This window comes from Streptococcus sp. SS-4456 (assembly GCF_036680365.1).
Classification (GTDB): Bacteria; Bacillota; Bacilli; order Lactobacillales; family Streptococcaceae; genus Streptococcus.
Genome location: NZ_JAVIHI010000003.1, coordinates 56,143 through 80,676, shown reverse-complemented (window position 1 = coordinate 80,676; position 24,534 = coordinate 56,143). Strand labels below are relative to the sequence as shown.

Annotated in this window: 20 protein-coding genes and 2 pseudogenes; 12 read left to right on the top strand and 10 right to left on the bottom strand. The window is 42.5% G+C overall.

Features of this window, described 5'->3' with window-relative positions; all coding sequences use genetic code 11:
• The first annotated feature begins 195 nt into the window (after positions 1-195).
• The 6 genes from RFK25_RS01655 (at position 196) to RFK25_RS01630 (ending at position 7,687) form a co-directional block, all read left to right on the top strand.
• Complete coding sequence (locus RFK25_RS01655; RefSeq protein ID WP_332411034.1) at positions 196-891, top strand: Crp/Fnr family transcriptional regulator; 696 nt, start codon at positions 196-198, stop codon at positions 889-891.
• Between the two features lie 254 nt (positions 892-1,145).
• A complete protein-coding gene (arcA, locus tag RFK25_RS01650) occupies positions 1,146-2,378 on the top strand; it encodes an arginine deiminase (protein ID WP_332411031.1) in 1,233 nt (410 codons plus the stop codon).
• A gap of 39 nt (positions 2,379-2,417) precedes the next feature.
• Positions 2,418-3,431, top strand: coding sequence for an ornithine carbamoyltransferase (gene argF / locus RFK25_RS01645; RefSeq protein ID WP_105125559.1), 1,014 nt, complete (start codon positions 2,418-2,420; stop codon positions 3,429-3,431).
• Positions 3,432-3,534: 103 nt separating this feature from the next.
• Positions 3,535-4,482 (top strand): carbamate kinase, encoded by a 948-nt coding sequence (gene arcC / locus RFK25_RS01640; RefSeq protein WP_332410975.1) that lies wholly within the window; start codon positions 3,535-3,537, stop codon positions 4,480-4,482.
• Positions 4,483-4,728: 246 nt separating this feature from the next.
• Positions 4,729-6,231: a YfcC family protein gene (locus RFK25_RS01635; protein WP_105118364.1), complete on the top strand. Its 1,503-nt coding sequence runs from the start codon at positions 4,729-4,731 to the stop codon at positions 6,229-6,231.
• 115 nt (positions 6,232-6,346) lie between these two features.
• Positions 6,347-7,687, top strand: a complete 1,341-nt coding sequence (locus RFK25_RS01630; RefSeq protein WP_332410972.1) for a dipeptidase — start codon at positions 6,347-6,349, stop codon at positions 7,685-7,687.
• A 59-nt stretch (positions 7,688-7,746) separates the two neighbouring features.
• On the opposite strand, the gene RFK25_RS01625 is transcribed toward RFK25_RS01630, so the two are convergent.
• Positions 7,747-8,220, bottom strand: coding sequence for an arginine repressor (locus tag RFK25_RS01625; protein WP_332410970.1), 474 nt, complete (start codon positions 8,218-8,220; stop codon positions 7,747-7,749).
• An 83-nt stretch (positions 8,221-8,303) separates the two neighbouring features.
• Positions 8,304-9,332 (bottom strand): tRNA preQ1(34) S-adenosylmethionine ribosyltransferase-isomerase QueA, encoded by a 1,029-nt coding sequence (gene queA / locus RFK25_RS01620; protein WP_332410968.1) that lies wholly within the window; start codon positions 9,330-9,332, stop codon positions 8,304-8,306.
• A 358-nt stretch (positions 9,333-9,690) separates the two neighbouring features.
• Here queA and RFK25_RS01615 point away from each other — a divergent pair, with 358 nt between their 5' ends.
• Complete coding sequence (locus RFK25_RS01615) at positions 9,691-10,395, top strand: glucosamine-6-phosphate deaminase (protein WP_332410965.1); 705 nt, start codon at positions 9,691-9,693, stop codon at positions 10,393-10,395.
• Positions 10,396-10,433: 38 nt separating this feature from the next.
• Here RFK25_RS01615 and RFK25_RS01610 read toward each other — a convergent pair whose 3' ends face one another.
• Complete coding sequence (locus RFK25_RS01610; RefSeq protein WP_332410962.1) at positions 10,434-11,540, bottom strand: low temperature requirement protein A; 1,107 nt, start codon at positions 11,538-11,540, stop codon at positions 10,434-10,436.
• A gap of 72 nt (positions 11,541-11,612) precedes the next feature.
• Complete coding sequence (locus RFK25_RS01605) at positions 11,613-12,569, bottom strand: glutathione S-transferase family protein (RefSeq protein WP_332410961.1); 957 nt, start codon at positions 12,567-12,569, stop codon at positions 11,613-11,615.
• 119 nt (positions 12,570-12,688) lie between these two features.
• Between RFK25_RS01605 and RFK25_RS01600 the strand changes: the two genes are divergently transcribed.
• Complete coding sequence (locus RFK25_RS01600) at positions 12,689-13,405, top strand: pseudouridine synthase (RefSeq protein WP_332410960.1); 717 nt, start codon at positions 12,689-12,691, stop codon at positions 13,403-13,405.
• A 13-nt stretch (positions 13,406-13,418) separates the two neighbouring features.
• Positions 13,419-13,901 carry a glutathione peroxidase gene (locus tag RFK25_RS01595; RefSeq protein WP_332410958.1) on the top strand — a complete coding sequence of 161 codons (483 nt, stop codon included), beginning with the start codon at positions 13,419-13,421 and terminating at the stop codon, positions 13,899-13,901.
• A 15-nt stretch (positions 13,902-13,916) separates the two neighbouring features.
• On the opposite strand, the gene RFK25_RS01590 is transcribed toward RFK25_RS01595, so the two are convergent.
• From RFK25_RS01590 to RFK25_RS01570, 5 genes are all read right to left on the bottom strand, one after another.
• Positions 13,917-14,894 (bottom strand): FecCD family ABC transporter permease, encoded by a 978-nt coding sequence (locus RFK25_RS01590; RefSeq protein WP_332410957.1) that lies wholly within the window; start codon positions 14,892-14,894, stop codon positions 13,917-13,919.
• Positions 14,891-15,940 (bottom strand): FecCD family ABC transporter permease, encoded by a 1,050-nt coding sequence (locus RFK25_RS01585; protein ID WP_332410955.1) that lies wholly within the window; start codon positions 15,938-15,940, stop codon positions 14,891-14,893. Before RFK25_RS01585 ends, RFK25_RS01590 begins: the two co-directional genes overlap by 4 nt.
• A gap of 13 nt (positions 15,941-15,953) precedes the next feature.
• Positions 15,954-16,868: an iron-hydroxamate ABC transporter substrate-binding protein gene (locus RFK25_RS01580; RefSeq protein WP_332410954.1), complete on the bottom strand. Its 915-nt coding sequence runs from the start codon at positions 16,866-16,868 to the stop codon at positions 15,954-15,956.
• 9 nt (positions 16,869-16,877) lie between these two features.
• A complete protein-coding gene (locus tag RFK25_RS01575; RefSeq protein ID WP_332410952.1) occupies positions 16,878-17,678 on the bottom strand; it encodes an ABC transporter ATP-binding protein in 801 nt (266 codons plus the stop codon).
• 129 nt (positions 17,679-17,807) lie between these two features.
• Entirely contained in the window at positions 17,808-19,253 is a 1,446-nt protein-coding gene (locus RFK25_RS01570) for a UDP-N-acetylmuramoyl-L-alanyl-D-glutamate--L-lysine ligase (protein WP_332410951.1), read from the bottom strand.
• Positions 19,254-19,377: 124 nt separating this feature from the next.
• Here RFK25_RS01570 and RFK25_RS01565 point away from each other — a divergent pair.
• Positions 19,378-20,684: pseudogene (locus tag RFK25_RS01565) on the top strand (hypothetical protein).
• Between the two features lie 90 nt (positions 20,685-20,774).
• Here RFK25_RS01565 and RFK25_RS01560 read toward each other — a convergent pair.
• Positions 20,775-21,110 (bottom strand): helix-turn-helix domain-containing protein, encoded by a 336-nt coding sequence (locus RFK25_RS01560; RefSeq protein ID WP_024376627.1) that lies wholly within the window; start codon positions 21,108-21,110, stop codon positions 20,775-20,777.
• Between the two features lie 165 nt (positions 21,111-21,275).
• Here RFK25_RS01560 and RFK25_RS11735 point away from each other — a divergent pair.
• Positions 21,276-22,052: pseudogene (locus RFK25_RS11735) on the top strand (ADP-ribosylglycohydrolase family protein); the annotation flags it as partial.
• Positions 22,053-23,091: 1,039 nt separating this feature from the next.
• Positions 23,092-24,471 carry a hypothetical protein gene (locus RFK25_RS01550; protein WP_332410950.1) on the top strand — a complete coding sequence of 460 codons (1,380 nt, stop codon included), beginning with the start codon at positions 23,092-23,094 and terminating at the stop codon, positions 24,469-24,471.
• Positions 24,472-24,534: the final 63 nt, after the last annotated feature.

The following is a 24,534-nucleotide window of genomic DNA, read 5'->3' as shown; positions in this document are numbered from 1 at the left end:
TCGAAAATCAAAAGCAGACGTTGTTGACTTGATTTGATGAACGTCAGTTCTATCTGCATCTGCATCGCCTAGTCTGATTTTGATTTTCATTGAGTATGAGCTGGTTTTTCTGTTGTAGATTTGCTTATAATCATTCGTCTTATAAGTTAATATATGTTATAATCGTAGGAGAATGATTGATAAAGGAGCTTGAAAATGATCAGCCGTGAGCAGTATAGCTATCTGAGGAAACATCCAACCTTTGAAAACCTTACCCGAGATAGCTTTGACCAGCTGGCCAAGCATATCCGCTTTCGAAAGGTTCCCAAAGGGCAGATATTTTTCTATGCCCAAGATCCCAGGGATTATTTATTTGTCTTGCAGAAGGGCTATGCCAGAATTGAGCAGTATGATAAAACAGATAGTTTTACCTATCTGGACTATATCCGACAGGGTGGAGCATTTCCTTTTGGGGATATGTTTCAAGATAAGCCCTATCACTATACGGCTATTGCCATGACAGACTTGGAGTGTTTGATCATCCCTATGGCTTTATTTGAGAGTATGTCCAAGACAAATCCTTGTCAGCTGGTCTATATTTGTCAAAAATTATCGAAAATTCTAGCCTTTCAGGAACTGCGCCTGCGTAATAGTATGCGGTCCAAGGCTTCGGAGCGAGTTGTGCAGGCTCTGGCCCTTCTTTATTGGGATATGTGTCAACGGGAACAGTTGGTAAGTCTGCCCTTTGATATACATATCCAAGAAATTGCCCGCCTGGCCGCAACGACAAGGGAAACAGTCAGCCATGTTCTCAAGCAATTAAAGCAGGATAAAAAGATTATCTATAGGCGAAAAATTCTGACCTATCTAGACATTGAATATTTTCTAGCCAATTTAACGGAAACTTATTGAAGTTTTCGTTCTTTTTTTACAAAAAAATAAAAATTCACATAATGATATGCAGAGAGATAATATGTATATGATAGGCAATATTATAAATATTTATCTAAAAATCCTTTAAAAAATGTGATGAATTTCTCAAAAAAATGTGAACCTTTTCAAGTTTTGGCTTTGTTTCTTTGATAGACTGTGGGTGTCAAGGAAAGGGTGGAAAGCGTACGGTCCACTAACCTTTCCAATCAAAGAAAAAAATATTAGGAGGACAGATCATGTCACATCATCCAATCCATGTGTTTTCAGAAATTGGTAAACTGAAAAAAGTTATGCTACATAGGCCGGGTAAAGAAATTGAAAACTTGATGCCTGACCACTTGGAGCGTTTATTATTTGATGATATTCCCTTCCTAGAAGATGCTCAGAGGGAACACGATGCCTTTGCTCAAGCCCTTCGTGATGAGGGTGTAGAAGTTCTCTATCTGGAACAACTGGCTGCGGAATCATTGGTAACACCTGAAATTCGTGAGCAATTTATCGATGAGTATCTTGAAGAAGCCAATATTCGTGGTCGTGCTACTAAGAAAGCCATTCGCAAACTCTTGCTAGCTATTGAGGATAACAAGGAGTTAGTAGAAAAAACCATGGCTGGTGTCCAAAAGGCAGAACTGCCACCGGTTCCAGCTGATGAAAAAGGTTTAACAGACTTAGTCGAATCATCTTACCCATTTGCAATTGACCCAATGCCAAACCTTTATTTCACACGGGACCCATTTGCAACCATTGGTAATGCGGTATCGCTCAACCATATGTATGCTGAAACCCGTAACCGTGAAACCCTCTACGGTAAGTATATCTTCACCTATCACCCAGACTATGCTGGAAAGGTTCCACTTGTCTATAACCGTGATGAAACCACCCGTATAGAAGGTGGAGATGAGTTAATTCTTTCCAAAGATTTGTTGGCGGTGGGTATTTCTCAACGGACAGATGCTGCCTCTATCGAAAAACTATTAGTTAATATTTTTGAACGGGGCGTTGGCTTCAAGAAAGTCTTGGCTTTTGAATTTGCAAACAGTCGCAAGTTTATGCACTTGGATACTGTCTTTACCATGGTGGATTATGACAAGTTTACTATTCACCCTGAAATAGAAGGAACCCTCCGTGTCTTCTCTGTGACTTATGAAAATGAAACCCTCCATATCGAAGAAGAACATGGGGATTTGGCAGAGGTTCTGGCAAGTAATTTGGGTCTTGAAAAAGTAGAACTCATCCGTTGTGGTGGTGATAATATCGTTGCAGCAGGTCGTGAGCAATGGAATGATGGTTCCAATACCTTGACTATTGCACCAGGTGTCGTTGTGGTATACAAACGCAATACCATTACCAATGCAATTCTTGAATCCAAGGGTCTTCGTTTAATCAAGGTCAGCGGTAGTGAGTTGGTTCGCGGTCGTGGTGGACCACGTTGTATGTCTATGCCATTTGAACGGGAAGACCTATAAAACTGAATGAAATAGAATAAACTGATAGGAGAAGAAACAATGACAAACATTTTTAAAGGCAGACATTTCCTTGCAGAGAAAGATTTCACACGCGCAGAATTGGAATGGTTGATTGATTTCTCAGCTCATTTGAAAGATTTGAAAAAACGCAATATTCCACACCGTTATTTAGAAGGTAAAAATATTGCCCTCTTGTTTGAAAAAACATCCACTCGTACCCGTGCTGCCTTCACAGTAGCCTCCATTGACCTTGGTGCACATCCAGAATATCTCGGTGCTAACGATATCCAGCTTGGCAAGAAGGAATCTACAGAAGATACTGCTAAAGTTTTGGGACGTATGTTCGACGGTATTGAATTCCGTGGTTTCAGCCAAAAGATGGTGGAAGAATTGGCAGAATTCTCAGGTGTGCCAGTATGGAATGGTTTGACAGATGCATGGCACCCAACTCAAATGTTGGCTGACTACTTGACTGTTAAAGAAAACTTTGGCAAGTTGGAAGGACTGACTTTGGTTTACTGTGGTGATGGTCGTAACAACGTTGCCAACTCTCTCTTGGTGACAGGTGCCATCCTTGGTGTTAATGTCCATATCTTCTCACCAAAAGAACTCTTCCCAGATGAAACTGTTGTGGCATTGGCAGAAGGCTTTGCCAAAGAAAGCGGCGCGCGTGTTCTTATCACTGACAATGCTGATGAGGCAGTTAAAGGCGCAGATGTTCTTTATACAGACGTTTGGGTATCCATGGGTGAAGAAGCTAAATTTGCAGAACGCGTCGCCCTTTTAAAACCTTATCAAGTGAATATGGAATTGGTGAAAAAAGCAGAAAACGACAATCTTATCTTCCTACACTGCTTACCTGCCTTCCATGATACAAATACTGTTTATGGTAAAGATGTTGCTGAAAAATTCGGCGTAGAAGAAATGGAAGTAACTGATGAAGTCTTCCGTAGCAAATATGCACGTCACTTCGACCAGGCTGAAAACCGTATGCACACTATTAAGGCAGTGATGGCGGCGACTTTAGGGGATCCATTTGTTCCACGTGTGTAAAATCTAGTCATCGCACCTCCTGGGGGCTGAACCCAGCCCCCTTTTCTTAGATAAAAAATGAAAGCGATTTCTAGAATATGAAAGAGAGGCGAAAACACAAGATATGGTAAATCGTAAAATTGTAGTAGCCTTGGGTGGAAATGCCATTCTATCATCGGACCCATCGGCTAAAGCTCAAAAGGAAGCCTTGGTACAAACTGCCAAGCATCTTGTTAAACTAATCAAAAATGGTGACGACTTGATTATTACCCATGGTAATGGTCCTCAAGTCGGAAACCTGTTGCTCCAAAACCTGGCAGCTGATTCAGAAAAGAACCCAGCTTTTCCACTGGATAGCTTGGTAGCTATGACAGAAGGTTCCATCGGTTTCTGGCTCCAAAATGCCTTGGAAAATGAATTGGCTAAGGAAGGCATTGAAAAGGATGTAGCTTCCGTCGTTACCCAGGTTATTGTTGATAAATATGACCCAGCCTTTGAAAATTTGACCAAGCCAATTGGACCATTCTACACAGAAGAAGAAGCCAAGGCGGAAGCTGAAAAGACAGGTGCGACCTTCAAAGAAGATGCGGGTCGTGGCTGGCGCAAGGTTGTTGCTTCGCCAAAACCAGTAGGCATTAAGGAAATCGGCACCATTCGTACCCTTCTCAATGCTGGTGAGGTAGTCGTAGCTGCTGGTGGTGGAGGTATTCCAGTAGTCCAAGAAGCAGACGGTACTCTTACCGGTGTGGAAGCGGTAATTGATAAGGACTTTGCTTCGCAATGCCTGGCGGAATTAGTTGATGCAGATCTATTTATCGTTTTGACCGGTGTAGACTATGTCTTTGTCAACTACAATAAACCAGACCAAGAAAAATTAGAAACTGTTACCGTGGCTGAATTGGAAGAATACATCAAGCAAAACCAATTCGCACCAGGTTCCATGCTTCCGAAAGTAGAAGCAGCGATTGCTTTTGTAAACAACAAACCGCAATCAAAAGCAGTCATTACATCGCTCGAAAACTTGGGGGCCTTGATTGAATCAGACAGCGGTACGATTATTGTGAACGAGTAAGAGTTCTTTTGAGATGGACTGGGGGGAAGAAATGGATAGGCTGGAGAAAATGTCTGACCAATAAGTGTCTTCCTTTAGATTTTCAAGGTCCTCCCCCTTCCATCCATTCTATCAAGTATCTATCTATAAGCAATGTTTTCAGACGATACTCTGAAAGAGATGGCAATCTCTTGAAGATAGGTGGATATTTGATACGGTCATTGTGGATATAATTTCACTTTAAAAATATTATAGGAGGTTTTTGCGATGAGCGAAAAAGTGAAAAAAGGCTTTAAAATGCCTTCATCGTATTCTATTTTGATGCTCATTATTGCCTTTATGGCAGTTATGACATGGGTTATTCCAGCTGGTCAGTATGAAAAAGACGAAGCTGGAAAATATATTACAGGCACTTACCAAGCAGTAGCTCAAAATCCGCAGGGAATTTGGGATATTGTGATGGCGCCAGTTCGGGCTATGTTGGGGCATGGTGACACTAGCAAGGCTATTGACGTTGCCTTTTTCATCCTGATGGTTGGTTCCTTCTTGGGCGTGGTCAATGAAACCGGTGCTCTTGATGTGGGGATTGCTTCCATCGTGAAACGCTTCAAGGGTCGTGAGAAAATGTTGATTTACATCCTTATGCCTTTGTTTGCCTTGGGTGGTTCTACCTACGGTATGGGTGAGGAAACCATGGCTTTCTTCCCACTCTTAGTTCCTGTTATGATGGCAGTTGGTTTTGATAGTATAACTGGTGTTGCCATTATCTTGTTGGGTTCTCAAATCGGCTGTTTGGCTTCGACTGTAAACCCATTTGCGACAGGTGTGGCTTCAGATGCAGCAGGTGTATCTTTGGCAGATGGTATGATTTGGCGGATTATCTTCTTTATCGTCATTTTGGGCCTGGGTGTGTGGTTCGTTGCCAACTATGCTGAAAAAGTGAAAAACGACCCAACTAAATCACTTGTCTACAAACAACGTGAAGCAGATATGGCTCATTTCAATGTCAACACATCTGAAGAAGTAAATGCTGTCTTAACGCCTGCTCAAAAACGTGTTCTTTGGGTATTTGTCTTGACCTTCGTTGTCATGATTTGTAGCTTTATTCCTTGGGAAGACTTGGGAGTTTCAGTCTTTGCTGATTTCAATACTTGGTTGCTTGGTCTGCCAGGAATCGGTCAAGTGATTGGTAGTTCAGCCTATCCATTTGGCTGGTGGTATTTCCCTGAAGGAGCAATGCTCTTTGCAGTAGCAGGTGTCTTGGTCGGTATCGTCTATGGCATGGACGAAGCGCGTTTGGTGAAGGCCTTTATGAATGGTGCGGCTGATTTGCTCAGCGTTGCACTTATCTGTGCGGTGGCGCGTGGTATTCAAGTTATCATGAATGACGGTATGATTACAGCGACTATTCTGCATTGGGGTGAAGTTGGCTTGCAAGGTCTATCTTCACAAGTCTTCATCATCTTGACCTATCTCTTCTACCTGCCAATGTCCTTCTTGATTCCATCCACTTCTGGTCTTGCAGGGGCGTCCATGGGTATCATGGCACCTCTCGGTGAGTTTGTCAATGTACCAGCTCACTTGATTATCACAGCCTTCCAAGCAGCTTCAGGTGTACTGAACTTGGTGGCTCCAACCTCAGGTATTGTAATGGGTGCCTTGGCTTTAGGTCGTGTTGAAATCGGTACTTGGTATAAATTTGTAGGTAAATTGATTGCAGCTATTGTCCTTGCATCAATTGCTATACTTGTCATTGCGACATTCTTCTAATTGAAATTCTGGGTCGGATTTTGTCCAAATACAGATGAAATCTGGCTCAGTTTTTCCATTTGTGATAGAATGAAAACAGAAAGAACTATATTTTAATCTGTTGAAAGGAGAAACAATGGAAACAAGTTTTATTCAAGCACAGCATCAAGAGGCTTGTGTCCAGGCGATTAAGGAACTGGTAGCTTTTCCGTCTGTCCTACATGAAGGTCAAAACCAAACACCATTTGGTCAGGCTATTCAGGATGTTTTGGAACACACCCTAGCTATGACTGAGAAGATGGGCTTTACGACCTATCTGGATCCAGAAGGCTATTATGGCTATGCGGAAATTGGTCAGGGAGATGACTTACTAGCTGTTCTTTGTCATTTGGATGTTGTGCCTGCAGGTGATCTCAAGCAATGGAAAACACCGCCCTTTGAAGCGATGATTAAAGATGGATTCCTGATTGGTCGTGGTGTTCAAGACGATAAGGGACCATCTATGGCAGCCCTCTTTGCGGTCAAGGCTTTGATGGATGCAGGTGTCACTTTTACCAAACGTATTCGCTTTATTTTTGGTACCGATGAAGAAACACTTTGGCGCTGCATGAATCGCTACAATCAATTAGAAGAAGTAGCGACCATGGGCTTTGCACCAGATTCCTCCTTCCCCTTGACCTATGCTGAAAAAGGCTTGTTACAAGCCAAATTGCATGGACCAGGCCACCCTTGTCTAAGTATCGAGGCGGGAACGGCTTATAATGTAGTACCTGCTAAGGCTAGCTATTCAGGCCACTTATTAGCTGGGGTTATGGCAGAGTTGGACCAGCTCGGTTTTGACTACGAAGCAAAAGATGATCAAGTGACCGTTCTGGGTATTTCTCGTCATGCTAAGGATGCGGCAGAGGGTGTCAATGCCATCGTACGTTTGGCCAAGGCCTTGGACAAATTTGAAGACCATCCGACTTTAAACTTTATTGTCAATGCTATTGGAGAAGATGCCACAGGCTTCAAGTTGTTTGGCGATGTAACCGATGAACCGTCAGGCACCTTGAGTTTCAATATTGCCGGTCTGACCATAAGCGCTAAGAAATCAGAAATACGTTTGGATATCCGCATACCAGTCACAGCGGACAAGGAAAAATTGGTGGCGACCCTGCAAGCCAAGGCTCAGGAATGTGGTCTGACCTATGAAGAATATGATTACTTAGCAGCTCTCTATGTACCACTGGATAGCCAGCTTGTATCGACCCTCATGTCCGTCTATCAGGATAAGACTGGAGATATGGATAGCCAGCCAATCTCATCTGGCGGAGCGACCTTTGCTCGAACCATGCCAAACTGCGTGGCCTTTGGAGCTTGTTTCCCTGCGACTGAGCAGACTGAGCACCAAGAAAATGAACGCATGCCATTGGAAGATTTGTACAAAACAATGGACATCTATGCTGAAGCCATTTACCGGTTGGCAGCGGAATAAAAGAAATGTTCTCAGATTGGTTGGTCTGAGAACATTTCTTTTATTCGACAGCTTTCTAATCAAGCCTTGCTAAAGAAGAAAGGAGGAGCATACTGTTTGAGGTACTCAAAACAAGACTGGGCACTTTCATTATCCTCACAGATAATCAAGCAGACATCATCGCCACAAACTGTCGCAATGATTTCAGGGATTTCCATGGCATCCAAAATAGAGCCAAAGGAATTGGCCAGACCAGGCAGGGCTTTCAAGATGACCTGGTGCTGAACAGGCTTAAGCATGACCAAGGCATCTTCCATATAGAGCCGAAGGCGTTTTTCCCAGCGACTTGGAGCAATGGGATTGATGACATAATGAGAAGAATCATCTTCATTTACCTTGACCAAATTGAGCATCTTGATGTCGCGGGATAGGGTGGACTGGGTGACAGTTACACCGTTCAAATTGAGGAGTTCTTGTAGTTCTTGTTGGGTATGGATTTTTTTCTCCATAATCAAGGATAAAATCAATTGGTGACGACTTTCAATCTTGTTCATAGGAACCTCCTACAAATGTGGTTGTACACGGAAAATTCAGCAGAAAGTCTTGACTGGATTGGCCATGGACAAGGAAAGTGTCGCTATTGAAGAAACATAGCATCTCCGAAACTGAAGAAGCGGTAGCCTTTTTCAACAGCGTGTTTATAGGCTTCTAATACAAATTCTCGGCCAGCAAAGGCAGATACCAGCATGACCAGAGTTGATTTGGGTAGGTGGAAATTGGTTGAAAAGGCATCAACGATGCGGAATTCATAGCCTGGCTTGATGAAAATATTTGTCCAGCCAGCATCAGCTTCTAAGCGACCATCGAACTTATTGCCAATCGTTTCTAAGGTACGAATAGATGTTGTACCAACTGCCACAATCCGACCGCCTGCAGCCTTGACTTGATTGAGGGTCTGGGCTGCTTCAGCAGATAGGGTGTAAAATTCAGAATGCATTTCATGTTCATCAAGATTGTCAACGGAAACGGGTCGGAAGGTGCCAAGACCGACATGAAGGGTTAGATAAACTAATTTCACTCCCTTTGCCTCAATCTTCTCAAGTAATTCTTGGGTGAAATGCAGTCCAGCAGTTGGGGCTGCGGCAGAGCCGTTTTCTTTGGCATAGACAGTTTGATAGCGCTCGCGGTCTTCCAATTTCTCATGGATATAAGGCGGAAGGGGCATTTCACCTAGGCTTTCCAAAACTTCAAGGAAAATACCATCATAGGTGAATTCAACAATTCGTCCACCGTGTTCTAATTCTTCTACGATAGTGGCTGTTAATCTTCCATCACCAAAGGCAACTGTGGTGCCGACTTTCAGGCGTTTGGCTGGCTTAGCAAGCACTTCCCACTGATCACCTTGGGTATTTTTTAAAAGCAAAAGTTCCACATGGCCATTGGTTTCTGGCTTGTATCCGTAGAGGCGAGCAGGGAGCACGCGCGTGTTGTTCATGACCAGAGCATCACCAGGGTTTAGCTGGTCAATGATGTGGTCGAAGTGGCTGTCGACCATGGTCTTTTGCTGGTGGTCGAGGATGAGTAGTCGGGAGCTGTCGCGCTGTTTCAAGGGAACCTGGGCAATCAGTTCTTCAGGTAATTCAAAATCAAAATCTGCGGTATTCATGTGTTCTCCTGTTTAAATTAGTATTAAAAAATAGATGAGCAGGCCAAATGGAAGCAATAACAAGGGAAGACCAATCGAGAAAAAGATTATTTTTAGTGTTCTCGAATTGGTGATGAGATAGCCTGCCAGGCAATTCAGAATACCGAGAAAGAATAGGTATATAAGTACATTTGTCATACTTTCATTATACCATAGTTGTATTCCTAAGTCTTGGTGGACGAGAAAGAGTTAGCAATAATTTTCTAATTTATTATACTAATATTAGTCGAAAAATATAATGTGAAAGGCTTGACAAAAATTGGTCTATACCATATAATAGATTTACAAAATCGGTCTATACCAAAAAGGAGAAATAAGAATGAAAGTTCATATCGTTAAAAATCAAGTGGAAGGGGCAGGCATTGCCCTGGATATTCTCAAGCAGAAAATGGCAGCTGGAGCGCGAGTTCTGGGTTTGGCAACAGGTTCCAGCCCAATCGAATTTTATAAGCAGGTTCGGGAGAGCGACTTGGATTTTTCTGAGGTGACATCAGTTAACTTAGATGAGTATGTCGGCTTGGGTGAAGATAGTGACCAATCCTATGTTTATTTTATGAAAGAACATCTCTTCAATGCAAAACCATTCAAGGAAAACCATTTGCCAAATGGTCTGGCTGCTGATCTAGATGCAGAGTTGGTGCGCTACAATGCCATTCTGGAAGAACATCCAGTCGATTTCCAAATCCTTGGAATTGGTCGGAATGGTCATATCGGCTTTAACGAACCAGGTGCTTCTTTTGACGGAATTGCTCGTGTTGTCGATTTGGCGCCATCAACCATCGAAGCCAACGCTCGATTCTTTGACAATTCAGAAGATGTGCCAAAACAAGCCATTTCGATGGGCATTGCCAACATCCTATCTGCCAAGACCATTGTTCTTATGGCTTATGGTCCTGAAAAAGCTGACGCCATTAAGGCGACAGTGGAAGGACCAGTGACGGATCAAGTCCCAGCTAGCGTCCTTCAAAATCATGATGATGTGGTCCTCATCATTGATGAAGCGGCAGCAAGCAAATTAGTATAATAGACAAAACCGACTACCATTTTTGGCAGTCGGTTTTCTTATTTTTCGAGGTCAACTTGTACACGATTGCGGTGGCGGAAAGAGATTATCAGCATCATAAATGAACTAGCAACGAGAATAGCAGCAATCAAAGATAGATGGTGGTGGAAGGCTATCAGAAGAATGATAGTGCTGAATACCAGAATGGCATATTGAAGCCAAACCATTTTACTCAGTCGATAAAGGTCCTGGTTGTAGCGACTGGTCATCAGGATTCCTATAAAGTAGAGGAAGTAACCAATGAGGAGGAAAGGCAAGCCCAAACTAGCATGCTCACTAGGTAAGACCTCCACAGAAACTGTGAAGAAGTTGAGACCCAAAACCAGTACCATATGGGCATAGAGTAAGGTGGCTACATTTGTCTTTTGATGGTGATTGATATTGAGATAGGTTTGCGAAATGTAAAACATAAAGGAGAAAGCCATTGCCAAGAAGAAGAGAATACCAGTGAGCAGATGCGTTTGAATCGGATAATTCTTCAAAATCGCAATGACCGTTTCACCAAAGGTAATAATAGTAATCAACTGACACCGTTCAACAATGTGAGGAAAATTCATGGCACTGTGATTGAGTTTATCCTTGAAGAAATAGGAAATAATATACGGGAGATATAAAAGCAAGAGGCTCTTTTCATCATAGGTCCAGAAATTGAAGTAAATAGTTACCGAAGCCAAGAAAAATACCAGCACATAGATCCCAAACATAGAGAGACTAATTTTTATATCTGCCGTAAAACCGATTTTTCGCCCACGAAGGTAGTACTGTAAGCAAAGTATCAAATATGACAGGGTCAAAAAGATGGTAAAAGGCAGGGCTGTTGCTTCAAAATCATGACTAAAGGTTAGAGACAGTTGTCCCACTACAAACATGGAAGAAACAATAGTGAAAATATCCAGCAAATCTCGCTCACCATATTTGTTGAGATAGATCGTTTCGTTGATCCACAGGGTCATAATAATTAGGTTGGCGGTGATAAAAGTTAGAATTTCCCTGAGACCGATATGGTCACCGTGCAAAAGTCCAGTCAGTGAAGAAGTGGCCAGGACAAAGACCAAATCATAAAATAATTCATAGTTGGATACACGTTTTGCGATAATTTCAGACATGTCAATCTCCTTTTCAAAAAATCTGACCTATTATACCATACGAAAAGGGAGGCTGTCATCTCCCTTTGTTTCTTATAGCGTCCAGTCCAAGTCGGGTCCGACAGGAACAATGCCTGTTGGGTTGATGGTCTTGTGGCTACCGTAGTAGTGCTGTTTGATATGGTCAAAGTCAACCGTTTCTGCAATGCCAGCATGGTTGTAAATCCGCTTGGTGTAATTCCACAAGTTTGGATAGTCAACCAAGGCCTTGATATTGCACTTGAAATGTCCAAAGTATACAGGGTCAAAACGTACCAAGGTGGTAAAGAGTCGAATATCAGCCTCTGTCAGCTGGTTGCCAACCAGATAGTCCTTATCTGCCAAATGCTCTTCTAGTTTGTCCAAGGCAGCAAAGAGGTTTTTGACTTCTTTTTCATAGACTTTCTGATTGGTTGAAAATCCAGCCTTGTAGACTCCGTTGTTGATGTTTGGATAGACAAAGTCGTTCATAGCATCAATCTCAGCCTGCAAGTCTGCTGGATAATAATCATCCTGATTGCCCGTGATGTCATTGAAGGCGGTATTGAATATGCGCATAATCTCTGCGGATTCGTTGCTGACGATGGTATTGGTTTTCTTATCCCACAGGACAGGAACGGTCACCCGACCAGAATAGTGTGGATCAGCCTTCAAATATACCTGATAGAGATAGTCGCTGTTAAAGAGGGTATCCTTGATAACACCAGGACCATCTTCAAAGGTCCAGCCATTTTCTAGCATAAGGGGATGAACGACAGACAGGGAAATATGGTCTTCCAAGCCCTTCAATTTTCGCATAATCAAGGTCCGACTAGCCCAAGGACAAGCCAGAGAAATATAGAGATGATAGCGACCAGATTCAGCCTTGAAACCGCCCTCTCCTGTTGGACCTGCCTGTCCGTCTGGCGTAATCCAGTTGCGAAATTGTGTGACAGTCCGAACAAACTTGCCACCTGTAGACTTGGTATCATACCACTGATCGACCCATTTTCCATCTTGTAAAAGTCCCATGATATCCTCCTTTGTAAAAATTGGAAATCCAAGGAAACAGATTTCTATATATCACTAATTAGTATTATAAAGCATTTCCCAATAAAGTCAAGCCAAATGATTTATGCTAGAATAGATGTATGAGATTGGATAAATGTTTAGAAAAGGCCCAAATTGGCTCGCGCAAGCAAGTCAAAAAATTATTTAAGGCCCAGCAAATCAGCATAGATGGCCAACCGGCTCGTAGTCTTAGCCAGATCGTTGATCCTGACTTACAAGATATTCAGGTTTCTGGAAGAAAGGTCGAGCTAGAAGGCTCGGTCTATTATCTTCTCCATAAACCAGCAGGAGTTGTTTCTGCCGTGACAGACCAGGAGCATCAGACAGTCATCGACTTGATTTCTCCGCAAGACAGTAGGGAAGGTCTCTACCCAGTCGGTCGCCTGGACAGGGATACCGAAGGCCTAGTCCTCATTACCAACAATGGTCCGCTCGGTTATCGCATGCTCCATCCCAGCCACCATGTGGACAAGGTCTACTATGTGGAGGTAAATGGATGCTTGGCTGAGGATGCTTCAAAATTTTTTGCCTCAGGTGTTACTTTCTTGGATGGAACACGGTGTCAGCCAGCGGAGCTGACCATTTTAGAGGTTTCTTTGGGATATAGCAGAGCGACCATCCAGTTAGCAGAAGGCAAATTTCATCAAGTCAAGAAGATGTTTTTAGCCTATGGTGTCAAGGTCACCTATCTCAAACGCATGGCCTTTGGCGGATTTGAATTGGGGGATTTGGAATGTGGAGCTTACCGTGAGCTTACTTCAGATGAAATCCAGCATGTATTAACCTATTTTGATTAAGGAGGCTTTTATTATGAGCATATACAAGTTTAGGGTGGAAAAACAAGATGGGACAGACCAGGCCATGAGTGATTTTCAAGGACAGGTTTTATTGATTGTCAATACGGCAACCGGTTGTGGTTTGGCTCCTCAATACAAGGAATTACAGGACCTATATGACACCTATAAAGACCAGGGGTTTGTCGTATTGGATTTTCCCTGTAATCAATTTTTAGAGCAGGCACCAGGCTCTGCGGAGGAAATCAATCAGACCTGCAGGTTGAATTATGGGACAAATTTTCCACGTTTTGCAAAGATTGCTGTAAACGGTCCAGATGCTAGTCCGCTCTATCGTTATCTGAAAAAAGAGAAAAGGACCTTATTAGGAGGTCGCATAGAATGGAATTTTACTAAGTTTTTGGTGGATAGACAGGGGCGCGTGGTCAAACGCTATTTACCAACGACTAGCCCGCTAAGATTGACAGCGGATATTGAACATTATTTGGCAAAAGAATAAGAAGGCTGGAGAAATCTAGCCTTCTTTTTTAAGCAATAAGAGAAAATAAGGAGCGCCAACAAGAGTGACGACCAAGCCAGTTGGAATACCGGTGCCAACCAGTAGGGACCGTGCGATAATGTCGGCTATGATGAGCAAGATGCTACCGATTAGAAAGGCCAGGGGCAGACTATACTGGTGCTGTTTGCCGACCAATTGTTTGGCCAAATGACTGGCCAAGAGGCCGACAAAGGCAGTATTGCCTACCAAGAGCGAGCTGAGGCTGGCTAGGCTTGTGGCTAAGATTAAGACGAGGATGCTTTCTTTTTGTCGATTTAGGCCCAGGCCAATTCCCAGATCGGCTTCTAGTTGCAGAATATTTAGTCTGGAGAAGTGGATAAAACTAAATAGACAGAGGACAAGTAAGCCAGGACCGACAAGGCTGATGGTCTGCCAATCATCTCCAACATATCTTCCCGACAACCAGCCTATAATACTATCTAACTTGTAGCGATCAAACCGAACCATGAGGCTAACCATGCTACTTGAAAACAAGCTAGCCAGACCAACACCTGTTAGGACCAAACGAGTTGGATTTAATGCCTGTCCATTTTTGTAGGCCAATAGATAAACCAAACCAGATGCTAGGAAACCTCCAATTAACGCCAGAAGAGGCTGTGAAAGTGGGAAAGTTATGTTCCAAGTAAGGGCAAGAGTAAGCAAGAGTCCTGCCCCCGCATTGACGCCCAGAATGCCAGAATCTGCCAAGGGATTTCGAGTGAGGGTTTGAAAAAGATGGCCGCTGATTGCCAGAGCACCGCCAGCAAGAATGGAAACCATCAGGCGTGGCAGACGAATTTTCCAAAAAATCAACTGGGTAGCGGAGCTAGCTTGTCCACTCATGGTAGTCAAAAGGTCGGTCAGTCCTAATTTACTGTAGCCAATAATGAGGGACAAACAGGACAAACTGATGAGTAAGAGTGAGAGGAAGAGAAAGATAGCTTTTTTCTTCATGCTTGCCATTCCCCCTTTCGAATGAGCCAGAGAAAGATTGGTAGGCCAACAAAGCTAATTAGACTGGACAGGGGAGTTTCATAAGGCGGATGGAGAGTTCGACTAATCAAATCCAACCAAACGAGAAAACCAGCACCAGCCAAGGATGAAAAAGGTAGGATATAACGGTAATCTTTGGGAAGTAGAGAGGTCAAGAGATTGGGGATAATCAAGCCGATAAAGGAGAGGGAACCGACCAGGGCAACGGAAGAAGCAGACAAGAGGACAACCATGGCCAGGAAGAAGAGGGTCATTTTCTGCGTGTTTTGTCCCAAGGCCCTGGCTACTGTATCGTCCAAACTGAGAATGGTCAAGGAATGGGCAAAGACTTGTGCCAGAAGGAGCGCCAGTAGAATAAGCGGTGCAACCCACAATAGACTGTGCCAACTAATCGAGGTCAGGCTCCCTGCCTCTAGTCCGATGATGTGATTGGATAAGTCAAATAATAAGGCCATTACTTGTCCCAAGGCTTGTGTGAGGGCAGTGACCATGATTCCCGCTAAAACCAGATGGAGCGGACTTTTGTTTCCTTTATTTTGCTGGCTTAGAAAGATGACCAAACTAGCCGCTATGCCAGAACCTAACAAGCAGGCGAGGATGCTGAAGAGTTCAGAAGAATGTGGCAGGAAGACCATTTTCAAAATCAGAAATAGCCCCGCACCAGCAGGAATTCCCAGTAGTCCAGGGTCCGCCAAGCGATTGCGTGTCACAGCCTGCATAATGCTTCCAGAAGTTGCTAGACTAGCTCCAACCAAGCCAGCCGCCAGTATGCGGGGTAGGCGCAAATCAATCAAAACATCTTGAAGTTCAGACTGCTTCAAGGGTGCTTTTAAGACGGAGAGAATTTGGTCATGCGAATAAGAAATGGCGCCCAAGCGAAAGCCCAAGTAGGAACCCAATAAGAGTATAAAGAGAAGAAGGAAAAAAAGAGGGATAGGTGACAGACTAGCCTTGAAGCTAGCCGTAACCTCTTCCCCATTTTTTCTCCCCAATTGTTTTAAAAACATAGAGAATCAATCCTTATTTTGTGATAGCATCTTTGAGAAGGTTCAGTTGGTACTCAAGTGAAATCGGGTCATTGAAGTAGAAGGTCTTGTTGTCTACTTTAATAACGCGGTTGTTTTGAACAGCAGAAAGGTTTTTCCAAACATCACTATTTAATAGACCAGCTGCGATACTTTCGTCTTCCACAGCCAAGATGATGTAGTCGCCTGCATAGTCAGGCAATACTTCTTGGGAAACAGCTAGAAAACCAGGTCCAAATACCTCATCTTTGACTTTTTGTGGAGCTGTAAAGCCGAGTTCTTGGTAGATAATCTCCCCACCACGTCCCCAGTTATTGCCGAAGAGGTAGAGGTCTTGGCCAAGGTAGCCCATGATAGTAAAGCTTGCTGTATCCCCAGTTGTTGCTTTGACTTCCTTTGCAGCGCTTGCTACACTTTCTTTCCAGGCAGTCTGCCATTTTTCAACAGCAGTTTCTTGACCAAAGATTTGACCAAAAACTGACAAGGTTTCAGCATAGGAGTGCTTGCCGTATTCGAGGGAAATGGTTGGAGCAATCTCAGCCAGTTGTTCGATTTTTTCATCGGTTGAACCAGTTACGATAAGGTCTGGTTCCAGCGCAGCGATGGCTTCCAAATCCTCGCTGGTAACAGCAGTAGCTACTTTGAGTTTTTCAGAGAAGGCTGGATTTTCCAAGTCGTAGGAGGTAGCACCGACTACATCGAAGCCCAACTGCAAGAGATAACCAGTATTGGCAAAGTTGAGGCTGACAATCTTTTTAGGCTGGGCTGGCACATCACCATAGTAGGAAACACCCTCGATAGTTGGCATAGCTGATAGGCTAGTCTGGTTTTCCTTTTGGGAAATAGCAGAGCAGGCAGTCAAGACTAGAACTGACAAAACAAGACTAAGAGACAGTGAAAACTTTTTCATGATAACTCCTTATTTTTTTGTAGAAGGTTTTGTGTGAGTATAGGTAGTTAATATTGGATAACCATAGTGGCTGGCTGGCAAAATATCTGCTTCAATGTCAAAAATTTGTCGTAGGTGTTCAACCGTGATGACTTCTTCTGGACTTCCTTCTTGCAGAATGGATCCGTCTTTCAGGGCAATGATATGGTCTGAAAAACGGGCGGCATGGTTGAGGTCATGGAGTACCATAACAATGGTTTTGCCATTATCCCGATTGAGCCTTTGTAGCAACTCAAGAACTTCTAACTGGTGGTGCATATCCAGATAGGTTGTTGGTTCATCTAGTAGAATGATATCTGTATCCTGGGCTAGCGCCATAGCAATCCAAACTCGTTGCCGTTGACCTCCAGAAAGTGATTGCACAGGCAATTCAGCAAATTCAGTGGTTTGAGTTTCATCCAAAGCCCATGTTATTTTCTCCCTATCTAAGTTCGTCAATCTACCGAAGGCGTTTTGATGAGGAAAGCGACCATAAGATACCAAATCATAGACTCGAATCCCATCCAAACTTTCCTGTACCTGAGGGAGTAGGGCCAACTGCTTTGCAATTTCCTTTGTTGAAATTTGCTGCATGTCTTTCCCATCTAAATAGACGGTTCCCTTATCCGCAGGTAAAATACGGCTGAGAGCCCTTAATAGTGTGGATTTCCCACACCCATTGGCACCGATAATGCTGGTGATTTTTCCGGTTGGGAAGTCAATAGATAGGTCAGACAGTATTGATTTTTTCCCATAAGAAACGGCCAAATCCTTGGCTGAAATGGTTGCCATACGCCCTCCTTTACTCACATAGATATCCATTATATCATAGTTTTTGATAGAAACAAAGAGTTTTCTGACAATTTTAATTTGATGAGAATGGTTATAAAAAATCCCTGTCACATGGACAAGGATTCTTCGTTATAGATAGCGTTTTGCTACTTCGATGTCACCGTCATAGGCGACATTTTCACCATTGACAATCTGGTAGGCATCAGCCCCCTTACCGGCGATGATGACGGCATCTTTCGGAGAGTTTGTCTGGCTCATAGCTGTGCGTATGGCTTCTTCCCGGTCCAAGATAAAGTCGCTTGGTCGGGTCATGTGGGTACGGATTTGTTCAGCAATAGCAGCTGGGTCCTCACGGTTGGGGTCATCAGCGGTCAGAATCACCTCAACCTGAGGATAGTCATTGAGCAACAGACCGAAGTCCTTGCGGCGGCTTTCTCCCTTGTTACCAGGAGCGCCTAAAATCAAGATGACATTACCTGTCTGGTGTTCCAAGACGACATCAATCAGCTTCTTGACACTATCACCGTTGTGGGCATAATCCACGAAGACCTTGGCTCCGTTTTGCTGGGTCAGGACTTCCATACGGCCAGGGACATTGGTTTGGGCAATCCCTGTGTGAATATCTTCCAGACTTGCTCCCAAGCGGAGACAGGCGAGGCCGGCTGCGATGGCATTTTCTTGGTTGAAACCACCGATCAGCTGGATGTCGTAATGGCCAGCCAATTTGCCGGTCGCTGTGAAGTCAAAACCTGCTGACTGGGTGATTTCATTTTCAGAAGCTGGACCGTAAAAGTCATGGTCTTTGGAGCTGACTTGGTCTCTCACCACTTCGAAATGGTCCATCCCAGCATTGACAATGACTGCTCTGCTATTATCCATCAACAGACGCTTGTGATAGAAATAGTCCTCAAAAGTCGGGTGCTCAATGGGGCCGATGTGGTCGGGGCTGATGTTGAGAAAAACGCCGACATCAAAGGTCAGCCCGTAAACCCGCTTGACCAGATAGGCCTGGCTGGACACCTCCATAATCAGGTGGGTCATGCCGTTTTGGACCGCCTCCGCCATCATGGCAAAGAGGTCCAGACTTTCGGGCGTGGTCAGGGTGGACTTGAAGAAGGTATTGCCGTCCAGTGTGGTGTTCATGGTCGAAAGCATGGCAGGCTTGTGGCTCTGTTTGAGAATGTTAAAAGCAAAATAAGCCGCCGTTGTCTTACCCTTGGTGCCGGTGAAAGCTAGGAATTTGAGCTGTTTCTGGGGATGACCATGAAAATCCATAGCAATCAGGCTCATAGCCTGCTTGATGTCATGGACGATGATAGCAGGAATGCCGACCTCATAGTCGATTTCAGACACGTAAAAAGCAAGACCAGCCTCGATAGCCTTTTCCAGAAATTCTTTCTTAAAGGCCAAGCCCTTGGCAAAAAAGAGGGTCGTCGGGCTAACCGTGCGACTGTCGTAGCTGAGAGCGTCAAACTGGACATCCGTCCATGTGCTGTCAGTCTGGTCATTCTGTTTGATATGGCGGAAGTTAGCATCCGCCTTCAAGATTTCTAATACACGTTCAATTGTAATCATGTTTCTATTGTAAACCTATCGAGGATATTTGACAAGTCTGGGCTATTCAAGTCTAGCTATTTTATATCTATTTTTGACTTCTTATATTCTAGGAGAAATATCGAAGTCATGCTATAATAGAGGCATGAAAAAAATTAGTGAATTGGGATTGACAGGTCGCAAACTAGTTGGTCAAGGTTTGATTTTGATTATTCTTGGACTTGGATTTTTAATTGCTGGCTGGCAATTTCCAGGTTTGATTCTTCGGTTCATTCATGCAGGTCTATTCTTTTTAGCTTTATATGAATTAAGCATGACATTTTTCAGAAAGAAGAAATCGAGTGAAAGTGTCATTGCATAGTTGGGAAAGCTGTTCTTTTCGGGATCCTAGCCAGTCTCGATTTAGCTGTTCAAATTCCCCTCTATTTCGCGGCTATTTTTGTTGGGATTTACCAACTTTTTACAGCTCTTATCAATTTCATTACTTTTTACCTATATCGAAAAGATGGGGTAGAGCCACGGATTCGCTATTTAATAGATGGAATTTGGTTATCCTTACTAGGTTCGGCTTCCCTATTTGTGTCAGGCACACAGCTGGTTGTTCAAACCATTGTCATCGGAGGTATCTGATCTTGTATGGACTCACCAATTTACGTGATGGATTCCTATTTGAAGAAGCAATCGAGCAACAGAGTCTAAAGCGTCATGTCCGCCTAACCTTACCCTTGTTCCTTGCAGCTCTCGTACCACGGATGACCCTAGAAAAAGTCAATAATTATTTAGCTGACAATAAGGATCAGACGGCTCAATCAGTTTACAATAGTCAAAAAGATATTACAGAAACGCCTATTTTAGAAATATTTGTGCATGTAGGTGAAGAGGTTTTTGGGGCTGTTGGACATGTTGATTTGAGTTACAAAGGACAGGTTTATGGTTACGGCTCATACGATGTCCTGTCTGAGCGTTTGGGTGGTGCGATTGGTGATGGAGTCTTGTTCAAAGCAGAGCGCCAAGCCTATGTTGACTTCTGTAATCAAGAAGGAATGACCATGTTAGGTTACCAGCTGAGCTTAAGACCAGAGCAAGAAGAGGCTATAGAAACTCGATTAGCTGAAATTGATAATCTGCTTCTTCTTTGTAATCCAAGTCCTGAAAAAGTATCGAAAACGGCAGATGGACAGCCGCTTGAAATGTATGCCTATCGAATGAAAGAAGCAATACATGCGGAATTATTCAAATTTAGAAAGTCTAAATTTAAAACCTATTTCGTCCTATCTACTAATTGCGTTCTTCTGGCTGATTCTGTGATTGGACAAGCTGGAACCGACATACTTGGTATGCGTGGATTTATCGCACCCGGAACCTACCAATCTTACCTGGATCAGGAATATGAAAAGCCACATAGCCTAGTGGTGGCGAAAAAACATTTATTATCGAAAAGAGAAATCCTAGTCTCGGCTAGGATTTTTACTATCTTTCGTTCAATAAAATGGGATACTTATTGGCATCTTTGTTTCCAATGGAACAAAGATAATATATTTATCAATCATTGATTGTTTCAAGTAATAGTCGGATAGCTTGTAATACTTTAGTTTGTTTTTCTTGAGGAAGCTGAGTAATCGCTTCAAAGACTTCACGAGCTTCTGGACTGGCTTCGGAAATCTGAAAATTAAAGAATTGATCGGGAGTGACGGACAAGGCTTCCATTATTTTTTCTAAGGTTTCAACTTTAATATTGGAAGACTTTTTCTCAACGTTATGGATATAGTTGGTTCCGAGTTCTGCTTTTTCGCTGAGTTGTTCTTGACTTAGCTTTTTTTCTTGGCGAAGATATCGAATACGATTTGTAATATGTTCTTGTAATGGGTACTGTTTCATGAAATTCCTCCGAAAACTACCAATTGAAAACAAACCACTGTTTTTGGTGGCAAATAATAAAAAATCACTTTACAGAGTGATGTGGATATGTTAGTATAATGGATATAGTATATAAAAATTATAGAGAAAAAATTCTCTTTTGTCCATAAAAAGAAAGGATTGGCTATGTTTGGTGCAATAGTTGGAGATGTCATTGGGTCACGATTTGAGGGGAGAGATATTAAGTCAAAAGATTTTGATTTATTTCATCCAAATTGTCGATTTACAGATGATAGTGTTATGACAGCTGCAGTTGCGGCTAGTTTCTTAGGTTTGAATGAACCATTTGATGATTTAGAAGAAGCTTTAGTCTTGAATATGAAAGATTTTGGTAAGCTGTATCCTAGAGCTGGTTACGGTCCTCAGTTTAAAAAATGGATTGAGAGCAAGGATTCAGAACCTTACAATAGTTTTGGGAATGGATCTGCCATGCGTGTCTCAGCCTGTGGTCATGTCGGTAAATCACTCGAAGAGACACTAACCTTAGCTGAACGTGTTGCTTCTGTAACTCACAATCATCCAGAAGGAATCAAGGGAGCCCAGGCAGTAGCCGGTGCAATCTTTTTGGCTCGAACTGGAAAAAATAAAGAAGAAATCCGCCAGTTTGTAACTGACAATTTCTACAATCTTGATTTTACGCTGGATGCTATTCGTCCCTCATATCAATTTGATAGTAGTTGTCAAGGAAGTGTTCCTCAAGCCATCGTAGCATTTTTAGAATCAGAAGATTTTGAAGATGCGATTCGTAATGCAGTGTCTCTTGGTGGAGACAGTGACACCCTGGCTGCTATAGCTGGCAGTATCGCTGAACCATTTTTTGGTATTCCAGAAGAAATTGTCTATCGAACTACTGATTACCTACCTAGTTTAATTATGGAAGTTTCGTATTATTTCGAGCAAGATTATCCAAGTAAAGGTCTTAGATGTTCTCACATGAACGAAGGACAATTTGAAATGGTTAGCCTTTTCCAGTTAATAGATGATTGTGTTGGTAGAATCATTCCTAAAGGTGCACCGGTTGAAATATTAGAAGAATATCCGAATGGTGCAATCAAAGTACAACCTGATGAGCAATTTATTCAGTTAGATTTTGCGTCCTTTGATAAAAATTTAGTGGACAAAGCAAGGAAGAATAAGGAGCATGCCCCATTTGATGTTGTAGTAGAGGGTGTGCAGTACGTTGTTGACAACTCTTTGGATATTTTAGGTCAGCTCGGCAATGAGCTAGGAAAAGGACTAGGTGTCGTAGGAAATGAGGCTGGTAAAGTTGTTCAAGGCTCAGCAGATTTTGTAGGTCAAATTGGCGCTGATTTAGGAAAAGGTTGGAACCATTTATGGAAATCGGCAAATAAGACAACTCAAACCAAGGACAAAACAAATCAAAAATCTGCTGAAATGTCTGGTGTAAAAAAAGAACCAGCTAAGAAAATGCATTTTGATTCTATGGAATCATTACAAAGTGTAGTTCATATCGTAAATGAAGCAAATTTATCAATTCTGGATCCAAATCGTATCATTGCTGATAGTCCTCTAAAAGATGTGTTGGCTATGGGGTTAGGAGCAGGCTTAGGCGGTGTTGTTTCTTACGGTGCCTTATATGGACTAGGAACAGTGGGGCTTTCGGCTGCAGGAATTACCTCAGGTTTAGCTGCTGCTGGTGCCCTTGTTGGTGGTGGCATGGTAGCAGGTTTGTTTGTACTTGCAGCTCCAGTTGCAATTTTAGCTGGTGGTGGTTTAGCAATTGCCAATATTCTTAACCAACAACATCTCCAACAGGAGAAAAAACGCCTCTATAAAGTTGCATTACAAAAACATCAAGCTATCATCGAGGCTCTAAAATCTGAAAATCAAGAGAATAAAGAACGGATTGATTATTTGACCAGTTTAAATATTCTATTGCAAAAAGCTATTGAAGAATTGAAAGAGGATATAGGGACGCAAGATGAATCAGAACAAGAAGAGTCGATATAAATATAGCGATGGTGAAAAGGAAGTATTGAAAGTTCTAAAATACCAGCAACAGGAATTGGTGGGATTGGAAAAACAAAGACAGGAGGATACCAAACGACTTGATCAGCGAATCTCGACAAGTGAGGAACTTCTGATTTCTTTGGGTTATCAACTTCCAAATAAAGTTACGACTGTAGAAACAAAAACAGTTCAATATATTCCCAAGAAAGAGATTTCCCTGCTTTCTTGGGAGCAATTAACAAAAAAGGCTTATCAACATACAAAAGAGAATGTTATTTTTGAAGATATATTATCTGCGGATGAGATAATTGAAAATCGTGAAGTCCTGACAGCACTTAGAGCTGAATACCAAGCAATTTATAGCCTGGATAAATTTGATATCTTGCTTGGTGTGGGCAGTGGCATTCTAGCTTCTTTAGTTGATATTCTTTTAATTGGTATGCCAGCAAAGTCAGTTAATGCAGGACCGCTTGCCAACTATGTCAGAGATCGATTTAAAGCAGTATTTCCACCAGGAGAAATGGAAAATTTGGAATTTGCTAAAGTTCCATTTGATGCTCAGGATAATCGAAATACTGAACGTATTGTAAATGGACTATCTCCACAATATCATCGTCTCTATTCCTTGGGGCATGATCCATTAGTGGGATTCATCATTGGAGTCTTGGATATCATGAATGGGCAGATGACTACAATTGATAAATTTGGCAAAATTGTAGTCCAAGACATGCCAAACTACCTAGATCGCAAAGAAGAAAATATCTTTTTTGCAATAGCTAAGCTATTAGTCCATTTTAAATCAGATATCACAACCTCAATGGGTTTACCTGCTCCTCTGATGGGTCTATTTAATCTCTTACAGTTTGGAGAAATTGGCAAAGAGGAAGAAACCATTGCTCAAATCGTTCAGGGAATGTATCAAGATGGATATGATTTTATTCACTTTGCTACTATGTCCATTCCAGTGATGCTGATCGAAGTTTTGGTTAGATTAGGCTATGCTTGTCGCCGCTTGTCACAGGGAGCCAGCCTTTCAGATGCTGTTGCTTTTTCTACTAATAGGAAAAAATATCCAAAGTTGGGAACCATACTCTTTACTGCTCATTCAGTGAGTACAGCTGTTAATCTCGGCAAAATCATTATTACTGAAAATCCCCTTGCCATTAACTATCCACAATGGTTAGCATTTTTCAAATACTCCTATCAAGAAGTCCATTATCGACTGTTTTTGGAATCAGAGCAAAAGAGGAAGTTCTTTGAGGAGAATGATAATTTACAATACGATCAAATTTATGCCAATATAGATAAGTTCTTTGAAGAGGTCAAAGAAGATTATCAACTGACAATATGAAAACACATTTTAAATCCTAGTCTCGGCTAGGATTTTCTTTGTATTCCAGCCCTCTACTACCCA